Consider the following 19909-nt stretch of genomic DNA (forward strand, 5'->3'; position numbering starts at 1 on the left):
GGCGGATTACAAATCGGTAACGTTCAGGTGAATTTTACGGGTCTCGCGATCAGCCGGATTCCCCGCGCTTTACGGTGTGTTGTGCGAAGTTTCGGTGGACGTCAAAACAGCCCCGCGCTATCCATGCTACCCATGAAAAAAGGCGATCATCTTTTCCTCGTTGACGGGTCCGGTTTCATTTTCCGGGCCTTCCATGCCATCCCGCCGCTGAACCGCAAGTCGGACGGGCTGCCGGTCAACGCCGTCTCCGGCTTCTGCAACATGTTGTGGAAGCTCCTGAAAGATGCGCGCAATACCGATGTCGGCGTCACGCCGACCCATTTCGCGGTGATTTTCGACTATTCGTCAAAAACCTTCCGCAACGAGCTTTACGATCTCTACAAGGCCAATCGTTCGGCGCCGCCGGAGGATCTGGTGCCGCAATTCGGCCTGATCCGCGAAGCGACGCGCGCCTTCAATCTTCCCTGCATCGAGACGGAAGGTTTCGAGGCGGACGATATCATTGCCACTTATGCCCGGCAGGCCGAGGCGATCGGCGCCGATGTCACCATCATCTCGTCCGACAAGGATCTGATGCAGCTCGTCACGACCAATGTGCATATGTACGATGCCATGAAGGACAAGCAGATCGGCATTCCCGACGTCATCGAAAAATGGGGCGTCGGCCCTGAAAAGATGATCGACCTGCAGGCTATGACCGGCGATTCCACCGACAACGTCCCCGGCATTCCCGGCATAGGCCCGAAAACGGCGGCGCAGTTGCTGGAGGAATATGGCGATCTCGATACGCTTCTGGCGCGGGCAGGGGAAATCAAGCAGCAGAAACGTCGGGAAAACATCATCGCCAATGCTGATCTTGCCCGTATTTCCAGGCAGCTGGTAGCGCTCAGAACCGATGTGCCGCTGGAACAGACTCTCGAAGAACTGGTGCTGGAACCGCAGAATGGCCCGAAGCTCATTGCCTTCCTGAAGGCGATGGAGTTCACGACGCTGACCCGCCGTGTTGCTGAAGCGACGGAAACGGATGCCTCGGCCGTCGACGCCGCCACCGTGCCGGTGCAATGGGGCGTCGATGCCCATGGCCCCGATCTCGATGCGCCCGCCGCCGCTGCGGCTGGTGACGTGTCTCCGGAGGCAAACAATACGCCGGCTTCGGCCGCCGCTCCCGCAAGAAAGATGGTGGGTGAAGGCAGCGCGCCCGCCGATCTCGCCACGGCCCGACAGGCGCTTTTTGCTGCCGCCAAGATCGATACCACCACCTACACGACCATCAGGGATCTCGCGACGCTGGATCGCTGGATTGCCGCCGCCCGGGAAACGGGTGTCGTCGCCTTCGATACGGAAACGACTTCGCTCGATCCGATGCAGGCCGAACTTGTCGGTTTTTCGCTGGCCGTTGCCGATAATGGCAAGGATGCCTCGGGTACGGATATCCGCGCCGCCTATGTTCCATTGACTCATAAGACCGGCTCCGGCGGCGATCTGTTCAGCGACGGCATCAAGCTTGCCGAAGGGCAGGTGCCCTTTGCCGAAGCGCTGGCGCGTCTGAAGGACCTGCTTGAGGACGAAGCTGTCCTCAAGGTCGCGCAAAACCTCAAATACGATTACCTGCTGATGAAACGCCAGGGCGTCGTCATGCAGAGCTTCGACGACACGATGCTGATTTCCTATGTGCTTGAGGCCGGCAAGGCCACACATGGCATGGATTCCCTGTCCGAACGCTGGCTCGGCCACACGCCCATTGCCTATAAGGATGTGGCAGGATCGGGCAAGTCGAGCGTCACCTTCGATTTTGTCGATATCGATAGGGCGACCGCTTACGCGGCGGAAGATGCGGATGTCACCCTGCGGCTGTGGATGGCGCTTAAGCCCCGGCTCGTCTCCGAACGGCTGACCAAGGTCTATGAACGGTTGGAACGCCCCCTCGTGCCGGTACTGGCGCATATGGAGGAGCGCGGCATCACCGTGGACCGGCAGATCCTGTCGCGCCTTTCCGGCGAACTCGCCCAGAAGGCTGCGAGCTTCGAAGAGGAAATCTACGAGCTGGCGGGTGAGCGTTTCAACATCGGCTCGCCGAAGCAGCTCGGCGATATCCTGTTCGGCAAGATGGGCTTGGCCGGCGGTTCCAAGACCAAGACCGGCCAATGGTCGACATCGGCGCAGGTGCTGGAGGATCTCGCAGCGGAAGGTGTGGAACTGCCGCGCAAGATCGTCGACTGGCGGCAGCTGACCAAGCTGAAATCCACCTATACGGATGCGCTGCCGGGTTATATCCATCCTGAAACGAAGCGGGTGCACACCTCCTACGCGCTCGCCTCCACCACCACGGGGCGTTTGTCCTCATCGGAGCCGAACCTTCAGAACATCCCGGTCCGCACGGCCGAAGGCCGCAAGATTCGCACGGCCTTCATCACCACGCCCGGACACAAGCTTCTGTCGGCAGACTACAGCCAGATCGAACTGCGTGTACTTGCCCATGTCGCCGATATCCCGCAGCTTAGAAACGCTTTCGAAAACGGCATCGACATTCATGCGATGACCGCATCGGAAATGTTCGGCGTGCCGGTGGAAGGCATGCCCTCGGAAGTGCGCCGCCGCGCCAAGGCCATTAACTTCGGTATCATTTACGGTATTTCCGCTTTTGGCCTCGCCAACCAGCTCAGCATCGCCCGCTCGGAGGCGGGGGACTATATCAAGAAATACTTCGAGCGTTTTCCCGGCATTCGCGATTACATGGAAGCGACCAAGGCGTTCGCGCGCGAAAACGGCTATGTCGAAACGATTTTCGGCCGCCGTGCGCATTATCCGGAAATCCGCTCTTCCAACCCGTCGGTGAAAGCCTTCAACGAACGCGCAGCCATCAATGCGCCGATCCAGGGCTCGGCTGCGGATATCATCCGCCGCGCCATGATCCGCATCGAACCGGCGCTGGAGGCGGAAAAGCTCTCCGCCCGTATGCTTTTGCAGGTGCATGACGAACTCATCTTCGAAGTCGAGGAAGCGGAAATCGAAAAGACCCTGCCCGTCGTCGTCTCGGTGATGGAAAACGCGGCCATGCCGGCCATTTCCATGAAGGTCCCGCTGAAAGTGGATGCCCGTGCGGCCGACAATTGGGACGAGGCGCATTGACCGGGGAAACGGGCTTTCTGTGAATTCAGGATATGGACGACTTCAAGGAGCACCTTGTTTTCGATAAGACGTCGGGCATGATTTGCGACGCCTGACGGTGGTTCTCTGCGCTGATTCCGCTGAATCGGAAAAAATGCGCATCAGGGCTGGTCAAAGCCCGTTTGGGCATGTATAAGCGCGCCAAATTTCCGATATCGAGACATCCGACATTCGGCCTTTGGTTCTGGCCGGTTCCGTTGTTTCGCCGCTTAAGTGGAGTAACAAAAATGGCTGTACCAAAAAGAAAAACAAGCCCGTCCAAGCGCGGTATGCGCCGCTCGGCTGACGGTCTCAAGTCTGCAACCTACGTTGAAGACAAGAACTCCGGCGAACTGCGCCGTCCGCACCATATCGATCTGAAGACCGGTATGTATCGCGGCCGTCAGGTTCTGACGCCGAAGGAAAGCGCATAAGCTTTTCTGAAATCATCTTTGCAAAAAACCGGTCCTTGTGGCCGGTTTTTTGTTTTCTGAACGTGGCGCCGGTTCAAAGCCGCTCACTTGGAAAATAAGATCACTCCTTTTACACTCTGTCCGGGAGAACAGGCTGGAGCCTGAAGTGGGAGAGGAGCTTCGGTGAAATATCGCTGGATTTTGTTGATGCTTCTCGGCCTCGGTCTCGGTTATGGCGCCGTGACGCGAGGTGGCGGCATCATTGCGGAAAGCTATTTCGGCGAAATGTCCGATCAGGGTCGCACGACGCTGCGGCTCGCCGTCTCGGCACTCGGCGGGCTCCTGAGCCGCTATGAGCCACTTCCTGCGCTGATTGCCGATCATGACGACATCGAGGAACTGGTCGCGCATCCCAAGGATGAAGCCCTGCGCCAGCGCGCTAATGTCTATCTCAAATCCATCAACACCCTGCTGGAATCTTCCGATATCTACATCATCACGCTGGATGGAGAGACCATCGCGGCCAGCAATTACGATGGGCCGACGAGCTTTGTCGGTGAGAATTTCAGTTATCGCCCCTATTTTCAGGATGCCGCCAAGGGCTTCAAGTCCCGCTTTTTTGCGCTCGGCACCACCTCCCACAAGCGCGGTTATTATTTCTCCGCGCCGATTCTCTTTAATGAAGAGATCAAGGGCGTCATCGTCTTCAAGGTGGATATTGAAGGCATAGAGGCGTCCTTCGGGGATGGTGAAAACCGCATTCTGGTTTCGGACCCGGAAGGCATCATCTTCATGACAGGCACGCCGCAATGGCTTTATTCCGGCCTGATGCCGCTGACACCGGAAAGGCTGGCGCGCACCGAAGCCTCCCGTCGCTACGCCAATGCGACCCTCACGGAACTGCCGCTTAAAAATGGCAATTTCGGCTCGCACCAGCTGATGACGATCGCCCAGAATGATGGTGACAGGGAATATATGGTCCTGTCGCAGCCGATGCCGGATGCGGGCTGGACCGTCAGCGTGCTGATGGATACGGGCTCGCTCCGCACGCAAGTCAAGACGGCGATGATTGCGATCATCCTCTGCCTGTGCCTCGCTGCGGCGCTGATTGCCGCCATGCTGCAAAGACGGCGGCGTCTGCGCGAACGCCTGACCCACCAGGCGGAGGCGCAGGCGGAACTGGAGCGCCGCGTGGAGGAGCGCACGGCCGATCTGGCACGGGTCAATCAGGAAATCGAGCACGAAATCGCCGAACGCCGCCAGACCGAAAAGCAGCTGCGCAAGATGCAGAACGATCTGGTGCAGGCAGGCAAGCTCGCGGCGCTTGGGCAGATGTCGGCGGCGCTGTCGCATGAGTTCAATCAGCCCCTCGCCGCCGCCAAGAACTATGCCGAAAACGCCTCGCTTCTTCTGGAGCGGGGACGACAGGAAGAGGTGACGGAAAACCTCAGGCGCATTTCGGGCCTGATCGATCGCATGGCGTCGATCAGCAAACATCTCAGGAACTTCGCCCGCAAGCCCAACGAGAAAACGGCAGCGGTGGGTCTGGAAACCGTCCTTCGCGATACGCTCGAAATCGTCGGTCCGCGGCTGAAGGCCGCCGATGCAATGCTGGATGTCGATCTTGGCCCGGTGCCGCTTGCGGTGAAGGCCGGGCCGGTGCGGTTGCAGCAGGTGCTCGTCAATATCATCTCCAATGCCGCCGATGCCGTGGAAGGGCGCGAAGATCGCCGCATTGCGCTGCAGGCAGTGCAGCATGGCCAGATGGTATCGATTTTCGTCCGCGACCGCGGTCCCGGCGTGCCTGCGGCAATTTCCGAACGCATCTTCGACCCCTTCTTCACCACCAAGGGTGTGGGCCGCGGCCTTGGTCTCGGCCTTTCCATCTCCTATAACATCATCAAGGATTTCGGCGGCCAGCTGCGGGTGAGAAATCATGAGGATGGCGGAGCGGAGTTCGAGATCGAATTGCCAGCCGCCGCCTGGCGTGTGGAGGCGGCTGCGGAATGACCATGTCGCGGGTTCTGTTGATCGATGATGAGGAGGAACTGCGCTTTTCCACCGCGCAGGCGCTGGAGCTTTCCGGTTTCGCCGTCACCATGCTGGCGAGCGCCGAACATGCGCTGGAACTCATCGGTTACAGCTTCGACGGCGTCGTGGTCAGCGATATCCGCATGCCCGGCATGGATGGCATGACGCTGCTGCAAAAGGTGCGGGAGCTTGACCCGGAAATACCCGTCATCCTGATGACGGGCCATGGCGATGTGCAGCTTGCCGTCAATGCCATGCGCAACGGCGCTTATGACTTCATCGAGAAGCCATTCACCCCGCAATATCTCGCCGGCATCATCAAAAGAGCAAACGACCGACGGGCGCTGGTGCTGGAAAATCGCCGCCTGAAGGCGGTGGCCGGCAAGCATGACGATCTTGAAACGCGTCTGCCCGGCAGAACCCAGGTCATGGTCGATCTGCGGTATCGCATCCGCGCCATCGGCGCGACGGACGCCGATACGCTGATCGTAGGTGATACCGGCGCGGGCAAGGAGGTGGTGGCGCGGGCGCTGCATGATATCAGCGCCAGAGCCAACCGGCCTTTCGTCGCGATCAATTGCGCCGCTCTTCCCCAGACGCTGATCGAAAGTGAATTGTTTGGCCATGAGGCCGGAGCTTTTCCCGGTGCGCTAAGACCGCGCTACGGCAAGTTCGAGCATGCCCGCGGCGGCACCATCCTGCTGGATGAGATCGGCTCCATGCCGTTCGAATTGCAGGGCCGGTTCCTGCGTGTGTTGCAGGAGCGAGTGATTACCCGCCTCGGCTCCAATGAGACGGTCGAGCTCGATGTCCGCTTCATCGCCACCAGCAAGGTCGATCTCGAACAGGAGGTCGCCGCCGGCCGGTTCCGCGCCGATCTGCTTTATCGCCTGAATGTAGCGACGCTTCTTGTGCCGTCGCTTTCGCAGCGCAGTGCGGACATACCGCTGCTCTTCCTGCATCTGGTGCGGGAAGCCGCCGCCCGTTACGGGCGGGAAGACATGGAGGTGCCGCAGCATCTGCTTTCCGCCGTTTCGCTCAGGGAATGGCCGGGCAACGTGCGGGAATTGCGCAATGCCGCGGATCGTTTCGTGCTCGGTCTGGAAAGCGATGTGTCCGAGGTGTCGCTGGCGCTTCATGATGACGGCACCTCGACGCTGGCGCCGCGGGTTGCCGCTTATGAAAAAAGCCTGATCGCACATGCCATTGCTGTGCATGGCGGAAATCTGAAATCCGTCTATGAAAGTCTCGGAATTTCACGCAAAACGCTTTATGAGAAAATGCAGAAATACGGGCTGCATCGGCACATGACCGAGGTCTGATGGGTGGATTTCCACCCATGAAAGACGCCCTATGGGTCGAAATCCACCCATTGTCCGTGATGAGGGCGATAAAAGTGGATGTTGCGGCAAGACCGCCGTTGCTGAACGGCAATCCCGGATCGCAAATATCGTCACCCCGGCCGCCATGGAGGAGCATGCGCGGCTGAAGTGGCGATCATTTTCATCCGGGAGGAATCGATGAAAATACTGAAGACAGTTACCGGCCTTGCCGCCGCCGCTGCCGTTTCCCTTTTTGCGCTGTCCGCATCCGCTCAGAATTATCCCGAGCGCAACATCACCATGGTCGTGCCCTTTGCCGCCGGCGGTCCGACGGATACGGTCGCGCGCCTTGTCGCCGAATCCATGTCGAAGGATCTCGGCCAGCAGATCATTGTTGAAAATGTCGGCGGCGCGGGCGGCACGCTCGGAGCCGGTCGCGTGGCGTCGGCCGATCCGGACGGTTACACCGTCCTTCTCCACCATATCGGCATGGCGACGAGTGCGACGCTCTATCGCAAGCTCGCCTATGACACGCTGAACGCCTTCGAATATGTGGGTCTCGTCACCGAAGTGCCGATGACCATCCTGTCGCGCAAGAACCTCGAGACGAAGGACCTCAAGGGCCTCATCGAATATGCCAAGGCGAACAAGGATAAGGTCACCGTCGCCAATGCCGGCATCGGTGCCGCTTCGCATCTGTGCGGCATGTTGTTCATGAGCGCCATCGAAACACCGCTGGTCACTGTTCCTTACAAGGGCACCGGCCCGGCCATGACCGATCTGCTCGGCGGTCAGGTCGATATCATGTGCGACCAGACCACCAACACCACCAAGCAAATCCAGGGCGGAACCGTGAAGGCCTATGCCGTGACCACGGCCAAGCGGCTTGATGTGCTGCCGGACGTTCCGACGGTTGTCGAAGCTGGCCTGCCGAAACTCGAAGTGGGCATCTGGCACGGCATCTATACGCCCAAGGGCACGCCTGCCGAAATCAACGAGAAGCTTTCCAAGTCGCTGCAGGTCGCGCTGAAGGACAAGAATGTCGCGGCCCGTTTTGCCGAACTCGGCACCACGCCCTCGTCGGAAAGCGATGCGACGCCGGCGGCGCTGAAGGCCAAGCTTGAAAGCGAAATCGCCCGCTGGAAGCCGGTGATCGAGGCTGCCGGCCAATATGCCGACTGATGGTAAAGGGATGACCGGCGGCACTCTGCCGCCGGTCTCCAGCCATCATTTTAACGCGCGGAACGGTTTGTCACTGGCCGCAGTGGAGGGGCATCTTTCATGAAATCGTTTATTGTTGACCCTGCCGAAGCAATCTGTGGGGCAATTTTTATCGGGCTTGGCGCATTTTTCGCCTTGCAGTCCTACGGGCTGGAGATCGGAACCGCCTTCCGGATGGGGCCGGGTTATTTTCCGCTCGTGCTGGCGGTCATTCTGGTCCTGCTTGGCGGGGTAATATTCCTGCGGTCGACCCGCGTGCAGGGCGAGGCCGTAGGCGCCATCGCCTGGCGGGGAATATTTTTCATCCTGCCCGCGCCGATCTTCTTCGGTCTCACCGTCCGGGGTCTCGGCTTCGTGCCGGCGCTGTTTTTCAGCGCGCTCATCGCAGCCTTCGCCTCGCACAGGATGAACCCGTTCATGGCGGTCATTCTTTCCGCGGCCATCACGGTCTTTTCCGTTGCTGTTTTCAATTATGGTCTCGGCCTGCCGTTCCAGCGCTTCGGCCCCTGGCTTAAATTTTGAGGTGCCGTGATGGATTTGCTCGATAATCTTGCTCTCGGTTTCGTCACTGCCTCGTCTTTGGCGAACCTCTTCTTTTGCCTGATCGGCGTGCTGCTTGGCACGTTGATCGGCGTACTGCCCGGTATCGGCGCGACGGCAACCATCGCCATGTTGTTGCCGATCACCTTCCAACTTGAGCCGGTCTCGTCGCTGATCATGCTCGCCGGAATTTATTATGGCGCGCAATATGGCGGCTCGACCACGGCCATCCTGATCAACATGCCGGGCGAATCGTCGTCGGCCGTTACCGCCATCGATGGTTATCAGATGGCGCGCAAGGGCAAGGCCGGTGCCGCGCTCGCCATCGCCGCCATCGGTTCATTCTTTGCCGGCACGGTCTCCACCTTCCTCGTGGCGATCTTCGCACCGCCCTTGACGGCGATTGCGCTGGAGTTCGGCGCGGCGGAATATTTCTCGCTGATGGTTGTCGGCCTCGTCTCGTCCATCGCGCTTGCCCATGGCTCCATCGTCAAGGCATTGGCCATGGTCGTGCTGGGGCTGTTGCTCGGTCTCGTCGGCACGGATATCTACAGCGGCACACCGCGCTTCACCCTCGGCATCCGTGAATATGCCGATGGTCTGAATTTCGTGGCCGTGGCCGTGGGTGTGTTCGGTATCGCCGAAATCCTGCGCAACCTCGAGAATGAACGGACCCGCTCGGTGCTGATTGCCAAGGTCAGCGGGTTGATGCCGACCAAGGATGATTTCAGACGCATGGTCGGTCCGGTGTTGCGCGGCACCGCCATTGGCTCGGCGCTCGGCATCCTTCCGGGCGGCGGCGCCATCCTCGCGGCCTTTGCATCCTACACCGTGGAAAAACGCGTCTCCAAGAACCCGGAGGAATTCGGGCATGGCGCGGTTGCCGGTGTGGCCGGTCCGGAATCCGCCAATAATGCCGGTGCGCAGACCTCCTTCATCCCGCTACTGACGCTTGGCATTCCCGCCAATCCGGTGATGGCGCTGATGATTGGGGCCATGATCATCCAGGGTATCGTGCCGGGTCCGAACGTCGCGACCGAGCAGCCGGCGCTGTTCTGGGGCATCATCGCCTCCATGTGGATCGGCAATCTGATGCTCGTCATCCTGAACCTGCCCCTGATCGGGCTGTGGGTGAAGCTGCTGACGGTGCCTTATTATGTGCTTTTCCCCATCATCATGGCCTTCTGCGCCATCGGGGTCTACAGCGTCAATTCCAATGTCTTCGATCTCTATGCCGTCGCCTTCTTCGGCTTCATCGGCTACGTGCTGGTGAAACTGCGCTGCGAGCCGGCGCCGCTGCTCCTGGGCTTCGTGCTCGGACCGCTGCTGGAAGAGAACCTGCGGCGCGCCATGATTCTATCCCGTGGCGATCCGACTACCTTCGTCACCCGGCCGATCAGCGCCACCCTGCTTTTCATCGCCTTGGCCGTGTTGATCGTCGTTTTCCTGCCAAGCGTGAAGAAGAAGCGCGAAGAGGTTTTCGTAGAAGAAGACTAAGCAATATCAAACTTCTAATGCCGGCGATGGAAACATTGCCGGCTTTTTCCGTTTGAGGATCGGCCATGACGAATTCGCTACACGAAAGCGACATATGGTTGACTCGGGAGCTTTTAGGCCCAAGGAAGGGGCTGGAAAGAGAGGTCGATATGACGTCGGAAACCGAAAAACGGATCATCGCGCTCGAAGAGACGATCGCCCATCAGGCGAAGGTGATAGAGGAACTGTCCGACCAGCTGGCGGAACAGTGGAAGGTGGTGGAGCAGACCCGGGCCAAGCTCGACCGGCTGACGGAGAGGTTCCTCAGTCTCGAGGAACAATCGCTCGAAGCGCCCGCCATCACCCGACCACCGCATTATTGAGAAAGAGCCCCATGAAGAACGATAGAGCCGCGCTTGCCGCCGATATTGTCGATTTCTGGAAAGAGGCCGGACCTGACAAGTGGTTCGACAAGGACGCCGCCTTCGACAGCCATTTCCACGACCGTTTTCGGGAGGCTCATTTTGCTGCGGCCAGGCGCGAGCTGGACGGCTGGCTGGTGGGGGCGGAAAGCAGCCTCGCGCTGATGCTTCTTCTGGATCAGTTCCCGCGCAACTGCTTTCGTGGCACCGCCCATATGTATGCCACCGATCCGCTGGCGCGACTTTTCGCCGACGAGGCCATCCGCCGTGGTCATGATCAGGCCGTGAGCGAGGATCTGCGGGTTTTCTTCTATTTACCCTTTTCCCATGCGGAGGACATCGTGGCCCAGCGGCGCGCCTGCGATCTCAATAGGCCGCTGGGCGGGCTGTATCTCCACCACGCCGAAGAGCATCGCGATATTGTCGAGCGTTTCGGCCGTTTTCCCCATCGCAACGACATATTGCTGCGGGAAACGACGCCTGAGGAACGGCAATATCTGGAAGAGGGCGGCTTTTCAGGCTGAACCCGAAACAAAAACGCCGCCAATCCCGAAGGATGGCGGCGTTTCTGATTTTTAAGACCGGTGGCAATCAGCCGTCGAAGAATTCCTTCATCCGGGCAAAGAAGCCCGTCGATTCCGGGTTGTTCTCCTTGGAGGAAAGCTGCTCGAACTCCTGCAACAGCTCGCGCTGGCGCTTGCTGAGCTTCTGTGGCGTTTCGATCTGGATCTGGATGTAGAGGTCGCCCGTCTGCGCTGAGCGCAGTACCGGCATACCCTTGCCCTTCAGACGGAACTGCTTGCCCGGCTGGGTACCTTCCGGAACCGTGACGCGCGATTTCGTGCCATCCAGTGTCGTGACATCGAAAGTGCCGCCAAGTGCTGCCGTGGTCATCGAGATCGGCACGGTGCAATAAAGATCGGCACCGTCGCGCTGGAAGAACTCATGCGGACGCACGGACAGGAAGATATAGAGATCGCCCGCCGGCCCGCCACGCATGCCGGCCTCGCCTTCGCCCTGCAGGCGAATGCGGGTGCCGTCCTCGATGCCCGAGGGAATGTTGACGGAAAGCGAACGCTCTTCGGTCACGCGGCCCTGGCCGTGGCACTTGCCGCAGGGGTCGGAGATCGTCTGTCCGCGGCCGTGGCAGGTGGGGCAGGTGCGTTCCACCGAGAAGAAACCCTGTGCCGCGCGCACGCGGCCGGAACCCTGACAGGTGGCGCAGGTCTTGGGCTGCGTGCCGGGTTTGGCGCCCGAACCGGAGCAGACATCGCAGGTGATCGAGGTCGGAACCCTGATCTGCGCCGTCTTGCCGGTGAAAGCCTCTTCCAGCGTGATTTCCATGTTGTAGCGAAGATCGGCGCCGCGTTCGCGACCACCGGAAGACCGGCGCGCACGGCCGCCGCCCATCATCTCGCCGAAGATATCTTCGAAAATATCGGAGAAACCGCCATTGGCGAAACCGCCGCCACCAAAGCCGCCACCGCCGCCCATGCCGCCATTTTCAAAGGCCGCATGGCCGAAACGGTCATAGGCCGCGCGCTTCTGCGGGTCCTTCAGCGTTTCGTAGGCTTCGTTGATTTCCTTGAATTTCCGTTCGGAATCGGCGTCGTCCGGGTTCTTGTCCGGATGGTATTTCATCGCGAGTTTGCGGAAGGCGCTTTTCAGCTCTTTTTCGTCCGCGGTTTTGCTGACGCCGAGTGTTTCGTAAAAGTCTGCTTTCGCCATTAAGTTAACAAGCCCCGCAAATGGATTTCCGGCTGCACGTCGGCAGCCGGATGTCTTGCATATGGTGTGAGGAGTCGGGAAGCCGCGCGATTATGCGGACTTCTTGTCGTCCTTGATTTCTTCATAGTCGGCATCGACGACGTCATCCTTGCCTTCTGCGGAAGCATCGCCGGCCTCGGCCTGCTGCGCTTCGTAGATGGCCTGACCGAGCTTCATGGAGACTTCCATGAGGGTCTGGGTCTTGGCCTGAATGTCGTCTGCGTCAGGCTCAGCGGCTTCGACAGCGGTCTTCAGGCTGGCAATGGCGTCTTCGATCGCCTTGCGGTCGGTCTCGGAAACCTTGTCACCATATTCCTTCACCGACTTCTCGGTAGAGTGAATGAGGCTTTCTGCCTGGTTCTTGGCTTCGACACCCGCACGACGCTTCTTGTCGGCTTCGGCATTGGCCTCGGCGTCCTTGACCATCTTTTCGATGTCGGCGTCGGAGAGACCACCGGAGGCCTGGATGCGGATCTGCTGTTCCTTGCCGGTGCCCTTGTCCTTGGCCGAAACCTGCACGATGCCGTTGGCGTCGATATCGAAGGTCACTTCGATCTGCGGAACGCCACGCGGCGACGGCGGCAGGCCAACGAGGTCGAACTGGCCGAGCAGCTTGTTGTCCTGAGCCATTTCGCGCTCACCCTGCGAGACGCGGATGGTCACGGCCGACTGGTTGTCTTCGGCGGTCGAGAAGGTCTGGCTCTTCTTCGTCGGGATCGTCGTGTTGCGATCGATCAGACGGGTGAAGACGCCACCCAGCGTTTCGATGCCGAGCGACAGCGGGGTCACGTCGAGCAGCAGAACGTCCTTGACGTCGCCCTGCAGAACGCCTGCCTGGATGGCGGCGCCCATGGCAACCACTTCATCCGGGTTTACGCCCTTGTGCGGCTCCTTGCCGAACAGCTGCTTGACGACTTCCTGAACCTTCGGCATGCGGCTCATGCCACCGACGAGAACAACTTCGTCGATCTCGGAAGCGGAAACGCCGGCATCCTTGAGCGCTGCCTTGCACGGCGCAACGGTGCGCTGCACGAGGTCATCCACCAGGCTTTCGAACTTGGCGCGGGTCAGCTTCAGCGTCAGGTGCTTCGGACCGGAAGCGTCCGCCGTGATGAACGGCAGGTTGATTTCGGTCTGCTGCGAGGACGAAAGCTCGATCTTTGCCTTTTCGGCAGCTTCCTTGAGGCGCTGCAGGGCGAGCTTGTCGTTCTTCAGGTCGATGCCCTGATCCTTTTTGAACTCGCCGGCCAGATATTCGACCAGACGCATGTCGAAGTCTTCACCGCCAAGGAAGGTATCGCCATTGGTGGACTTCACTTCGAAGACGCCGTCGCCGATTTCCAGAACGGAAATATCGAAGGTACCGCCGCCAAGGTCGTAAACGGCGATGGTCTTGCCGTCCTTCTTGTCGAGGCCGTAAGCCAGTGCTGCTGCAGTCGGCTCGTTGATGATACGCAGAACATCAAGACCGGCGATGCGGCCAGCATCCTTGGTTGCCTGGCGCTGTGCGTCGTTAAAGTAGGCCGGAACGGTGATGACGGCCTTCTCGACCTTTTCGCCGAGATAGGATTCAGCCGTTTCCTTCATCTTCTGAAGGATCATCGCGGAAATCTGCGAAGGGGAATAATTCTTGTCCTGTGCCTTCACCCAGGCGTCGCCATTGTCACCCTTGACGATTTCGAAGGGAACGAGGGCCTTGTCCTTTTCGACGGTCGGGTCTTCATAACGACGGCCGATGAGGCGTTTTACCGCAAACAGGGTGTTGGTCGGGTTGGTGACCGCCTGGCGCTTGGCCGGCTGGCCGACAAGGCGTTCGCCATCGTCGGAAAATGCCACCATGGACGGCGTGGTACGCGCGCCTTCTGCGTTTTCAATGACTTTCGTGTCCTTGCCGTCCATCACTGCGACGCAGGAATTGGTCGTGCCAAGGTCGATACCGATTACTTTTGCCATGCTCTTCTCTCCTTGAAGCGAGCTGCCGGAACCCCGTGAGGCATTCTTGTGGCAGCTCCTTGACTTGGATTTGCAACATTCGCTGCAGTTCTGCGGCGTATATAAGGAGCGATTTTTCCTGCTGCAAGGCGCAACAGAGGGGGAAGCGCAGCAAAAAAGCGCAAGAAACCCCTGTCTGTGCAGAAGCATAGCCATCCACGCCTGCCGAAATGGAAAAACGCGACTTCGGCATTACGTTGCAGCGTCATCCCATGCGGCGCAGCAAGAGCCGCAAATTCGGTCTTAGAGCGGCTTCGGCCCGGGAAGGGGCCTGCTTCGCCACATTGATTGTTGCGTCGATCACTGTCTGGTCGAGCTCGCGTGGCAGATCATGTCCCATGCCGTCGATTGGCACATAAATCGCGTTCGGGATCGAAAGCGCCGTATCCTGACCGCAGGCGGGCGGGATCAAAGGATTGTCGGTTCCATGGATGACGAGCAACTGTCCCAGGCGAGTTCGATGCCGTTGGATTTTGCAATCTTCACGGCTGCATCCCCATTCAGAAAAGCTCGTCGAGCATCAGGTGGAATTGCAGCTTGGCCTGATCGGGGTTCGGCACCCCATATCGCGCGAGAAACCTGCGCTGAAGATCGCCCCCGAACTCCTCGAGGCAGTTCCAGGCTATGGCAATGTCCCGATACCGATCCGCAATACCAACACGTCCCGTGTCGATACAGCCGATAACCTTGCCATCCACCATCAGGAGATTGTCGAGCGAAAAGTCGCCATGGGTCACGACCGGATCGGAGGCCAAGGGTAGCAGGTCGTGCATGGCCTGCCAGACCTGCTCGGCCGTCCAGCCCTCTCGCTCGGCATCAAAATCGTCTTCCTCCACCAAGCCTGAATCGATTCTCTTCCGCGCGAGGCCGAGCCTGTAGGCATGATCGCTATTGAACGGACAATCATGAATGGGAACCGCATGGAGGCTCTGGAGAAAGTCTGAAAGCGCATCGACAATGGCCATGCTGTCTTCGGGCCGTTCTTTCAGAACCTCGTAGGCCGTTTTTCCGGGCAGTGCGGTCGTCAGCAGCCATGCTTCGTCAGGGGTGACGACAAAATGCTGGATTGCCGGCACCGGAATGTGCTTCGCCAACCAGCGCAGCCGGGTCATCTCGTCAATCAGATCATCAGTGACGGTGCCGCGGCCGTGTTTCAGGAAAAGATCGGGAGCTCCCGGCTTGCCGTAGAGCCGATAGACGGCTGCGCCGGACTGGCCGACATTGTTCCGCGACCACTCGTACCCTCTCAACTCGACAGATGCGCCTGCCGGCACCACTATTGCCGCAGAGTGCTCTTCGCGATCCATATCCATCAACCGGCTTTCCCTTCGCTGGCATCACTTGATAGCGAAGGACGAAAAATCTGCAAAGGGGGAGGAGCCGGCCGAGGCTGGCGTCGCGTTGCTGCTGGTGTCTGATTATCTGTGGTGAATGGCGGACAGGGTGGGATTCGAACCCACGGTACGCTTTCACGCACACACGCGTTCCAGGCGTGCGCCTTAAACCACTCGGCCACCTGTCCTTTTTTCAAATCTGCATGTTTTGAAGAAATGCAAATCACTGGAACGGCGCGATATATACCGATGAATTCGCAGGGATCAACACGAATCTGACAGTTTTTTGAAATGTCGGCAATTTCCTGCGTTTCGACGCGGTTGCAAAGCGGTTTTCCCGGCTTTATCGATGCAATATATGTTTCAAAACGTGGCTGTCTAAATGATGGGCCGTAGCCGAGGTGTGCCAAATGAAAGCTTTTTTGCGGTTTTTGAGCTTTCTTCTCCTCATTGCGGCGATTTTTCTCGGCGTGCTCGATTCGATCCGCTCGGTTTCCACGTCCTCGGTGAACATCACCGGCATCCTGTGGGTCTGGAACTATCTTCTTCCTGCCTCGCGCACCATGGTGGAAGCGGCCATGGCTCACTATATTCACCCTGAAGCGTGGCGCTTCGTTGAAAATGCCCTGTCGGGACTGCCCGCATTTGTCTTTTTCCTGGCCCTATCCCTGCTTTGCTGGATGGCCGGCTACAGGAAGCGCAAAGTGCTGAGGCGTTCAGCAGTCTGACAGGGGGAAGCGCGCCGCGCGGATGTGAACCCTTAAGACGCGGCGGAACCGGCCGCACGGAGGACCGAATGTTCCTGTTCGATACGCTTTCAAAAAAGACGACGATGCCGACCGAAGAAACGGCCTTGCCCGGCCGTGAGGAGGCGCTTGCGGTGCCGGAAAACCATTTCGTGAATGGCCGGCCTTTGAAGGGTCCTTATCCGGACGGTCTGGAAATCATCTATCTCGGCATGGGCTGCTTCTGGGGCGCGGAGCGGCTGTTCTGGAAAACGCCGGGCGTGTGGGTAACGGCGGTCGGATATGCCGGCGGCTTCACCCGCAACCCGACCTATCAGGAAACGACGACCGGCCAGACGGGTCACGCCGAAGTGGTGAAGGTGGTCTACGATCCGGCCGTGATCTCGCTGTCGGGCCTGCTCAAAATATTTTTCGAGGAGCACGATCCGACCCAGGGGATGCGGCAGGGCAACGATGTCGGCACGACCTATCGTTCCGCCATCTATGCGACGACGGAAGGCCAGTTGCAGCAGGCGCAGAAGGTGCATGATGCTTTTCAGCAGGCTCTGGACGAGGCCGGCCATGGTCGCGCCATCACCACCGAAATCGGCCCGCTGGAAACATTTTATTATGCCGAGGACTATCATCAGCAATATCTTGCCAAGAACCCGGGCGGCTACTGCGGCCTCAGGGGAACCGGCGTAAGCTGCAATATAGGCTAGATTTTTTGCAGGTAACCCCGGTGGAAAGGCTAAAAAAACGCCAGATCAAAGTTTTTCCACCGGGTCAAAAAAACCGGATGAATTTTTCATTGAGCCATGCAAGGATATGAGGCAAGCACAGCCGGGATAACGGCTGGCGGTTCCGCAGACATTCCCGGTCAACGGGATTGCGGGAGGACCCTAAAATATCAATTGCAACAACAGGGCTGCACAATGAAAAAATCCCTTCTGACACTTTTTGCGCTTGCCGCAATGTCGGCTTCCGCGCTCGCTGCGGATATCAAGCCGGCGCTGGTCTATGGCACGGGCGGCAAGTTCGACAAGTCGTTCAACGAGGCCGCTGCGGCCGGCGCTGAAAAGTTCAAGGCGGAAACGGGCATCGAGTTCCGCGACTTCGAACCGACCAGCGACACGCAGGGCGAACAGGCCATCCGCAACTTCGCCAGCAAGGGCTTCAACCCGGTCGTTGCCGTATCCTTCGCCTGGACCTCGGCCATGGAAAAGGTCGCGGCCGAATTCCCCGACACCAAGTTCGTCATCGTCGATTCCGTCGTCGAGCTGCCGAATGTCCGCTCCGTCGTCTACAAGGAGCATGAAGGTTCCTACCTCGTTGGTCTTCTGGCGGGCATGGCTTCCAAGACCGGCAAGGTCGGGTTCATCGGCGGCATGGACATTCCGCTGATCCGCAAGTTCGCCTGTGGTTATGCACAGGGCGCCAAGGCTGCCAACGACAAGATCGAAGTCTTCCAGAACATGACCGGCACCACCGGCGCTGCCTGGAACGATCCGGTGCGCGGCGGTGAACTCACCAAGAACCAGATCGACCAGGGTGCGGACGTGATCTACGCGGCGGCCGGTGCGACCGGTATCGGCGTGCTGCAGACCGCGGCCGACAACAAGAAGTTCTCGATCGGCGTCGATTCCAACCAGAACCACCTGCATCCGGGTTCCGTTCTGACCTCCATGGTCAAGCGCGTCGATCTGGCCGTCTACAACGCCTATAAGGATGCCAAGGACGACAAGTTCACCTCCGGTATCGTTGCACTCGGCGTCAAGGAAGACGGCGTGGCCTACGCGCTGGACGACAACAACAAGGCCCTGATCACGCCGGAAATGACTGCCGCCGTGGACAAGGCGAAGGCCGACATCATTGCCGGCACCGTCAAGGTTCATGACTATATGGCGGACAACTCCTGCCCGAAATGATATGATATGTGTCTGGGGCGCATGGTGATTTTTCACCTTGCGCCCTTTTCATATCCAGCCTTCGGAGAGGTTTCGGTTTGAGTATGGACCCTGCAATCGAGCTCGTGGGCATCGACAAGAAATTCGGTGCCGTTCACGCCAATAAAAATATCAATCTGACCGTTGCCAAGGGTACGATCCACGGCATCATCGGTGAAAACGGTGCCGGAAAATCGACCCTGATGTCGATCCTCTACGGTTTTTACCAGGCGGATGCCGGTGAAATCCGGGTGAATGGCACGCCCGTCGCGATCCGTGACAGCCAGGCTGCGATCAGTTCAGGCATCGGCATGGTGCACCAGCACTTCATGCTGGTGGAAAATTTCACCGTGCTGGAAAATGTCATGCTGGGCGCGGAAGGCGGCGCATCGCTTGCCAAGGGCCGGGCGGCGGCACGCAAGGAGTTGCAGCGTCTCGAGGATGATTACGGGCTGGAAGTCGATCCCGACGCGGTGATCGAGGAATTGCCCGTCGGCTTGCAGCAGCGCGTCGAAATCCTGAAAGCCATGTATCGTGGCGCCGAAATCCTGATCCTCGACGAGCCGACCGGCGTTCTGACCCCGGCCGAGGCCGATCACCTGTTCAAGATTCTCGGTGTCCTGCGCGAGCAGGGCAAGACCGTCATCCTCATCACCCACAAGCTGCGCGAGATCATGGCGATTACGGATTCCGTCTCCGTCATGCGCCGCGGCGAGATGGTGGCGACCCGCAAGACCTCCGAAACCAGCGTCGAGGAACTGGCCGAACTGATGGTCGGCCGCCGTGTGCTGCTTCGGGTGGAAAAGGGCGAGACGACGCCCGGCGAGGTTCTCCTCTCCATCCGCAATCTCACCGTCAAGGACAGCCGCGGCATCACCATGGTGGATGATGTTTCGCTCGATGTCCGCGCCGGTGAAATCGTTGGTATTGCCGGTGTTGCCGGCAACGGCCAGTCGGAACTGCTGGAAGCCATCGCAGGCATCCGCAAGCCCCATTCCGGTGAAATCTGGGTGGACGGACAGAAGGTAGACCGCCCCGATCCGGCCATCCTGCGCAAGCTTGGCCTTGCCCACATCCCGGAAGACCGTCACCATATGGGGCTGGTGCTGAAATTCGAGGAATATGAAAATTCCATCCTCGGTTATCACCATGACGAGCGTTACGGCCGGGGACCCTTCCTCAACCCGGAGGCCATTCGTAGGGACGCGGTCGAGAAGATCGAGAAATACGATATCCGCCCGCCGAACCCGCAGCTGAAGACCGCCAATTTTTCCGGCGGCAACCAGCAGAAGATCGTCGTTGCCCGCGAAATCGAACGCGACCCGAAGATGCTGATCATCGGCCAGCCGACTCGCGGCGTGGATATCGGCGCCATCGAATTCATCCATCGCCGCATCATCGAAATGCGCGATGCCGGAAAGGCGATTTTGCTGGTTTCGGTCGAACTCGATGAAATCCGTTCCCTTTCGGACCGGATCATGGTCATGTTCGCGGGCCGTGTCGTTGGAGAAAAAACGGCGGAAGCCGAAGAACAGACGCTGGGCCTGATGATGGCCGGCATCGCCGCATGAGG

16 protein-coding genes and 1 tRNA gene are annotated in these 19909 nt (G+C 59.2%); 13 read left to right on the top strand and 4 right to left on the bottom strand.

Annotation, left to right across the window (positions count from 1 at the left end):
* The first annotated feature begins 132 nt into the window (after window positions 1–132).
* The 9 genes from polA (at window position 133) to O3S81_RS05465 (ending at window position 11096) form a co-directional block, all read left to right on the top strand.
* Window positions 133–3129 (top strand): DNA polymerase I, encoded by a 2997-nt coding sequence (polA, locus tag O3S81_RS05425; RefSeq protein WP_269341450.1) that lies wholly within the window; start codon window positions 133–135, stop codon window positions 3127–3129.
* 266 nt (window positions 3130–3395) lie between these two features.
* On the top strand, window positions 3396–3581 hold the full coding sequence (gene rpmF, locus O3S81_RS05430; protein WP_003507205.1) for a 50S ribosomal protein L32: 186 nt from the start codon (window positions 3396–3398) through the stop codon (window positions 3579–3581).
* Window positions 3582–3767: 186 nt separating this feature from the next.
* Window positions 3768–5570 (top strand): sensor histidine kinase, encoded by a 1803-nt coding sequence (locus tag O3S81_RS05435; RefSeq protein ID WP_269342386.1) that lies wholly within the window; start codon window positions 3768–3770, stop codon window positions 5568–5570.
* Complete coding sequence (locus O3S81_RS05440) at window positions 5567–6913, top strand: sigma-54-dependent transcriptional regulator (RefSeq protein ID WP_269341451.1); 1347 nt, start codon at window positions 5567–5569, stop codon at window positions 6911–6913. Before O3S81_RS05435 ends, O3S81_RS05440 begins: the two co-directional genes overlap by 4 nt.
* Window positions 6914–7111: 198 nt before the next feature.
* Window positions 7112–8095, top strand: coding sequence for a tripartite tricarboxylate transporter substrate-binding protein (locus O3S81_RS05445; protein WP_269341452.1), 984 nt, complete (start codon window positions 7112–7114; stop codon window positions 8093–8095).
* A 99-nt stretch (window positions 8096–8194) separates the two neighbouring features.
* Window positions 8195–8656: a tripartite tricarboxylate transporter TctB family protein gene (locus O3S81_RS05450; protein WP_269341453.1), complete on the top strand. Its 462-nt coding sequence runs from the start codon at window positions 8195–8197 to the stop codon at window positions 8654–8656.
* Between the two features lie 9 nt (window positions 8657–8665).
* The gene (locus O3S81_RS05455; RefSeq protein ID WP_269341454.1) at window positions 8666–10171 is read left to right on the top strand and encodes a tripartite tricarboxylate transporter permease; all 1506 of its coding nucleotides are present in this window, start codon (window positions 8666–8668) and stop codon (window positions 10169–10171) included.
* Window positions 10172–10320: 149 nt separating this feature from the next.
* Entirely contained in the window at window positions 10321–10533 is a 213-nt protein-coding gene (locus O3S81_RS05460) for a SlyX family protein (protein WP_269341455.1), read from the top strand.
* 11 nt (window positions 10534–10544) lie between these two features.
* Complete coding sequence (locus O3S81_RS05465) at window positions 10545–11096, top strand: DUF924 family protein (RefSeq protein ID WP_269341456.1); 552 nt, start codon at window positions 10545–10547, stop codon at window positions 11094–11096.
* A 67-nt stretch (window positions 11097–11163) separates the two neighbouring features.
* Here O3S81_RS05465 and dnaJ read toward each other — a convergent pair whose 3' ends face one another.
* From dnaJ to O3S81_RS05485, 4 genes are all read right to left on the bottom strand, one after another.
* A complete protein-coding gene (gene dnaJ / locus O3S81_RS05470; RefSeq protein WP_004439156.1) occupies window positions 11164–12300 on the bottom strand; it encodes a molecular chaperone DnaJ in 1137 nt (378 codons plus the stop codon).
* 90 nt (window positions 12301–12390) lie between these two features.
* Window positions 12391–14292, bottom strand: a complete 1902-nt coding sequence (gene dnaK / locus O3S81_RS05475) for a molecular chaperone DnaK (protein ID WP_269341457.1) — start codon at window positions 14290–14292, stop codon at window positions 12391–12393.
* A gap of 539 nt (window positions 14293–14831) precedes the next feature.
* Window positions 14832–15647, bottom strand: coding sequence for an APH(3')-I family aminoglycoside O-phosphotransferase (locus O3S81_RS05480; protein ID WP_442864874.1), 816 nt, complete (start codon window positions 15645–15647; stop codon window positions 14832–14834).
* Between the two features lie 116 nt (window positions 15648–15763).
* A tRNA-Ser gene (locus O3S81_RS05485) sits at window positions 15764–15853 on the bottom strand.
* A gap of 222 nt (window positions 15854–16075) precedes the next feature.
* On the opposite strand from O3S81_RS05485, the gene O3S81_RS05490 reads away from it, so the two are divergent.
* The 4 genes from O3S81_RS05490 (at window position 16076) to O3S81_RS05505 (ending at window position 19907) form a co-directional block, all read left to right on the top strand.
* The gene (locus O3S81_RS05490) at window positions 16076–16393 is read left to right on the top strand and encodes a hypothetical protein (protein WP_269341458.1); all 318 of its coding nucleotides are present in this window, start codon (window positions 16076–16078) and stop codon (window positions 16391–16393) included.
* A 68-nt stretch (window positions 16394–16461) separates the two neighbouring features.
* On the top strand, window positions 16462–17112 hold the full coding sequence (msrA, locus tag O3S81_RS05495; RefSeq protein ID WP_269341459.1) for a peptide-methionine (S)-S-oxide reductase MsrA: 651 nt from the start codon (window positions 16462–16464) through the stop codon (window positions 17110–17112).
* A gap of 213 nt (window positions 17113–17325) precedes the next feature.
* On the top strand, window positions 17326–18318 hold the full coding sequence (locus O3S81_RS05500) for a BMP family lipoprotein (RefSeq protein ID WP_269341460.1): 993 nt from the start codon (window positions 17326–17328) through the stop codon (window positions 18316–18318).
* A gap of 83 nt (window positions 18319–18401) precedes the next feature.
* Window positions 18402–19907 carry an ABC transporter ATP-binding protein gene (locus O3S81_RS05505; protein WP_269342390.1) on the top strand — a complete coding sequence of 502 codons (1506 nt, stop codon included), beginning with the start codon at window positions 18402–18404 and terminating at the stop codon, window positions 19905–19907.
* The last annotated feature ends 2 nt before the right edge of the window (window positions 19908–19909 follow it).

This window comes from Agrobacterium sp. SOY23 (genome assembly GCF_027212525.1).
GTDB lineage: Bacteria > Pseudomonadota > Alphaproteobacteria > Rhizobiales > Rhizobiaceae > Agrobacterium > Agrobacterium tumefaciens_I.